The sequence below is a fragment of the Actinoplanes sp. NPDC048791 genome (genome assembly GCF_040650095.1).
GTDB lineage: Bacteria > Actinomycetota > Actinomycetes > Mycobacteriales > Micromonosporaceae > Actinoplanes.
Genome location: NZ_JBEZGQ010000685.1, coordinates 1 through 4,645, shown reverse-complemented (window position 1 = coordinate 4,645; position 4,645 = coordinate 1). Strand labels below are relative to the sequence as shown.

4 protein-coding genes are annotated in these 4,645 nt (G+C 72.6%); all 4 read right to left on the bottom strand.

Annotation, left to right across the window (positions count from 1 at the left end):
• The coding region (locus tag AB0C29_RS34505) for a M48 family metallopeptidase (protein ID WP_360829315.1) at positions 1-1,010 on the bottom strand (1,010 nt) is incomplete at its 3' end.
• 42 nt (positions 1,011-1,052) lie between these two features.
• Positions 1,053-1,661 carry a hypothetical protein gene (locus AB0C29_RS34500; protein ID WP_360829312.1) on the bottom strand — a complete coding sequence of 203 codons (609 nt, stop codon included), beginning with the start codon at positions 1,659-1,661 and terminating at the stop codon, positions 1,053-1,055.
• The gene (locus AB0C29_RS34495) at positions 1,651-3,189 is read right to left on the bottom strand and encodes a cobyric acid synthase (protein WP_360829310.1); all 1,539 of its coding nucleotides are present in this window, start codon (positions 3,187-3,189) and stop codon (positions 1,651-1,653) included. Before AB0C29_RS34495 ends, AB0C29_RS34500 begins: the two co-directional genes overlap by 11 nt.
• Positions 3,186-4,184: a cobalamin biosynthesis protein gene (locus AB0C29_RS34490; RefSeq protein ID WP_360829307.1), complete on the bottom strand. Its 999-nt coding sequence runs from the start codon at positions 4,182-4,184 to the stop codon at positions 3,186-3,188. The genes AB0C29_RS34495 and AB0C29_RS34490 overlap by 4 nt, the downstream gene beginning before the upstream one ends.
• Positions 4,185-4,645: the final 461 nt, after the last annotated feature.

The window sequence follows — 4,645 nt, the reverse complement described above, 5'->3', positions numbered from 1 at the left end:
CGGGCGCCGCGCGCGGCGGATCCGGCCAGGTCGGCGGCGCCGTCGCCGAGCTTGCGGAGCAGGCCGACGAGCGGGTCCTGCGAGGTGTTGAAGGACTCACGGTACGAGTCGGCGGCGGCCTTGACGTCCTCGGTGACCGAGGCGTTGCCGTCGGAGTCGCGACGCGGGTAGTCCCCGCCGAGGATCCGGCCGTAATCGCCGGAGTCGACCCACTTGCGCAGCTCGGCGGCGCGCGCGACGGGCACCGGGTGGGTGCTCCAGGCGGTCATGCCCAGCTTGTGGATGCTGTCGCGCAGGTCTCCCCCGCCCTCGTACTCGGCGGCCTGCTCGAGGAACGCGGCCGTGTCGATCTGGGAGAGGTCGCCGCCACCGGCGAGCTTCATGAGCAGCCGCAGCGACGCGGCCGGGTCCTGACCGGCGAGCAGGCCCGCGCGGTCGGCGGAGAGCTCGGCCTTGCGCCACCACTCGTACATGGCGGCGATGATGGCGCGCAGGGCGATCGCGCCGACCGGCAGCCAGCTCAGGCTCGCGGCCCACCGGGTGAGGATCATCATGATGGTCTTGTAGACGGCGTGCCCGCTGCGCACGTGCCCGATCTCGTGACCCAGCAGGGCGCGCAGCTCCTCGTCATCGAGCTTTTCGACCGCGGCGGTGGTGATGACGATGAACGGCTTGTCCATGCCGATCGCCTGGCCGTTGATCACCGGCGACTGGCTCACGTAGAGCTCGGGCAGCTCGGCCACGTCGAGCGTGGCGGCAGCCTCGGCGAAGCGCTGGTAGACGCGCGGATACTGACGGTGGTCGACCCGGATCGAGCCGGCGAGGAACGACAGCCGGAAGCCGCGCTCGTTCCACATGCCGAAGAACGCCTTCACCACGTCGTCGAAGCCCCGCAGCTCGCGCAGCGCGGTGAGCGCGCCGCGGTCGGCGGGGTGCTCCCAGGCGCGCGAGCTGATGCCGGTCAGCGTGATCCGGCGCCGCGCCGGCCGGTTCTCTTCCTCGGTCGTCATCGTCCGTCCACCGTTCCCGCCGCCAACGCGGCTGATCGTGGTTCAGTCCGGCGGCGCCGGCCAGAGCCGTTCGTACCGATCGTCGAAACCCTCCGCGGCCCCGTCGACCAGGAGATCCACGTGCGCCGCGGTGGCATCCGCGGCGAAGTGCCGGTCCTCGTTCACGCGCCAGCGCTCAAGGTACGCCCGGAAGGCAACATCGTCGGCACCGTCGCGTGCCAAAGCCCGCCGCCACCGCAGATCAGCCGGCGCGGTGACGAAGACGGAGAAGGAAAGCTCCGGACGAATCACCCGCCGGGCGGCGGTCACACCCTCCAGCAGTACGGCCTCAGCAGGCTCAACAGTGACCGGATTCCCACCGAACGCCCGGCGGTGCCAGAGGTACCGCCGGTAAGCGGCGGGACGGCCGTGACGCAACGGGTCGAGCACCTGTTCCTCAAGCCGTGCCCAGAAGCTGAACTGGTCCTCCCAGCCGTCGAGCAGGTCGTCGGTGTGCACGACGGGGATGTCAGCGGCCTTGGCCAGCCGAGCCGCGAACCAGCTCTTGCCCGCCCCGCTGGGCCCGTCGACGGCTATCAGCCGTACCGGTCCCAGCCGGGGCGGTTCTTGAAGGATTCGCTCCGCGAGCGCAGCGAACGTCTCAGCCGCCATCGGGCGCACCCGGCGGGATGAAGGGAAGGCCACGCGGCGGCCCGGACTCGATGAGCCGCCACAGGGCGTCGGTGTCGAGGTGCTCCTCGACGAGGTCGCCGAGGACGTCGAGCGCGCGTTCGCGTACCTCCGCGAAGCGGGTGTCCGGGGCGACCACGAAGCCGTGCCGGCCCGCCTGCCGTGCCGCCTCGGTCAGGAACCGGCGACGGAACTCGTCCGACTCGAAGGCGCCGTGCCAGTGCGTCCCGCAGACCGCGCCGACCACTGCACCTTCGGGCGTGCCGTCCGCGTACGTCAGCAGTGGCGCCGGATCGCCGGCGGACACGTACCCGTGATGGATCTCGTAGCCGCTCACCGGGACCTGCCCCCAGGCCGCGCCGCGCGACCGGGCCAGGGTCTTGCGCTCACCGAAGGTGATGTCCACCGGAAGCAGGCCGAGGCCCGGCACGGTGCCCCGGCGGCTCTCGACGTCGTCGTGGATCGTCCCGGCGAGCATCTGGAAGCCGCCGCAGATGCCGACCAGCGGCTTGCCGGCCGCGGCGTGCACGCGGATCGCGTCGGCCAGGCCGGTCTCGCGCAGCCATGCCAGGTCGCTGACCGTGGCCTTGGAGCCGGGCAGCACGACCAGGTCGGCGTCGGCGATCTCGGCCGGCTCGATGGTGAGGCGCACCTGAACGCCGGGCTCGGTGGCGAGGGCCTCGGCGTCGGTGGCGTTGGAGATCCGCGGCAGCCGGACCACGGCAACCCGCAACCACTCGGTGCCGCGCGGCGCGGCGGGCCGGCCGAGCATCCGCCCGTACGCCAGGGAGTCCTCGGCGTCGAGCCACACGTCCAGGTTGAAAGGCAGCACGCCGTGCACCGGCCGCCCGGTGGCAGCCGTGATCATGTCGAGCCCGGGCCGCAGCAACCCGAGATCACCGCGGAACTTGTTGATGACGAAGCCGCTGACCAGCGCCTGGTCCTCGGGACTGAGCAGCGCGACCGTGCCGAACAACGCCGCGAAGACCCCACCGCGGTCGATGTCCCCCACCACGATCGCCGGCAGCCCGGCGTGCCGCGCCAGACCCATGTTGACGAAGTCCCCGTCCCGCAGGTTGATCTCCGCCGGACTGCCGGCGCCCTCACAGATCACCGCGTCGTACTCGGCCCGCAGCTCGGCCAGGGTCGCGTGCGCAGTCTCGGCGAGCCGCGGCCGCAGCGACCTGTAGTTGCCCGCGGTCACAGTGTCGACGGCTTGCCCGAGCAACACGACCTGGCTGGAGAAGTCGCTGCCCGGCTTGAGCAGCACCGGGTTGAAGCGGATGTCCGGGGCGATCCCGCACGCCGCGGCCTGCATGGCCTGGGCCCGGCCGATCTCGCCGCCGCGCCCGTCGGCACCGACCACGACAACCGAGTTGTTGGACATGTTCTGCGCCTTGAAGGGGGCAACCTTGACGCCCCGGCGGTGCAGCCACCGGCAGATGCCGGCGGTGAGCACACTCTTACCAGCGTCGGACGTGGTGCCGGCGACCAGCAGTCCCCCGCTCATCGCTTACCTGCCCGGCGAACCACAGCGGCCCGGAGCAACGCAACGCCGGCGGCGAGCACGACGGCGCCCGCGCCGACCGCTCCCGAAAGCCGCGCGGCGCGACGCAGATGACTGGCGGACGGGCGTGGTCCGTCACCCAGCAACGGCCTGGTTTCGGTACGCCCGAAGTAGACGTTCCGCCCGCCCAGCCGTACCCCCAGAGCCCCGGCCATGGCCGACTCACACTGGCCGGCATTGGGACTGGGGTGATCGTTGCGGTCCCGGCGCCACACCCGCAGCGCCTCAGCCGGGCGTCCCTTGACCAGCGGCGCCGCGGCGATCGTCAGCAGACCGGTGAGCCGCGAGGGCAGCAGGTTGAGGGCGTCGTCGAGCCGCGCGGACGGCGTACCGAAGCGGGCGTAACGCGGCGACCGGTGTCCGACCATGGCGTCGAGGGTGTTGGCGGCCCGGTAGCCGAGCAGGCCGGGCAGCCCGAACAATCCGCCCCAGAACAGCGGCGCGACGACGGCGTCGGAAGTGTTCTCGGCGACCGATTCGACGGTGGCGCGGGCCAGCTCGGGCTCGTCGAGTGTCGACGGGTCGCGGCCGCAGAGGTGGTTGAGGCGGCCGCGAGCTGCTGGCAGATCGGCGTTCTCCAGGTGGGTGGCCATGACGGCTGACTCGCGGCGCAGAGTGCGGCCGCCGAGGACGGTCCAGGTGGCGGCGGCGACCAGCGCGGCTCGGGCGACGGGCTGGCGGCGGGTGAGGAGGGAGGCGGCGAGACCTGCGGCCACGGGTACGCCGACCGCCGCCGTGGTGAACGCGGTGCCGGCCCAGCGGTTCGGTGCGTAGAGACGACGTTCCAAGGCTCCGGCCGCCTGCCCGAACCCTGCTACGGGATGGAAGCGCCTCGGGTCGCCGACGACAGCGTCCAGTGCGAAACCGGCCAGCAGGCCGAGCGCGTCGGCCGTGGTGGCGCCCGGTCGTGCGGTCAGTATCCGGCCTGCTCTTTCCACTCCGACCACCCTAGTGAGCGTTCTTTGCTGGTCCCGGCCCGCCCACCCGTCGGGCGGCCGCCAGGCTGATTGGATGCCGCCCGTCCTACTCGGGCACAGGTCCGCTTTGCCGAGCGGTTGCGCCTTTCTCTCAGGGAGGGAGCGCCCCGGAGCAGGACGGGCGGCGGGGGTAGCGGGTGGGTGCCGACCACCGAACACCCACCCGCCCCGCCGGTCGTTCGCGACGCCTCACCCCAGGGCGCCGGAGTCGACCGGCTCCGGACGGCGGACAGGGGAATTGGTCCGCCGCCGCGTTCAGGGCCCGGCCGTCGTCCGCCTGTGGGGACGGCGACCGGACCGCCGGCAGTCGCTGGGACCGCGCGGCAGGGGGTTCGGCGGATGGGTGCCGACCACCGGACACCCATCCGCCGGGCCGATTGGACCCGCATGCACCCCCGGCGGGACCCCATCGGCCGGCCGGC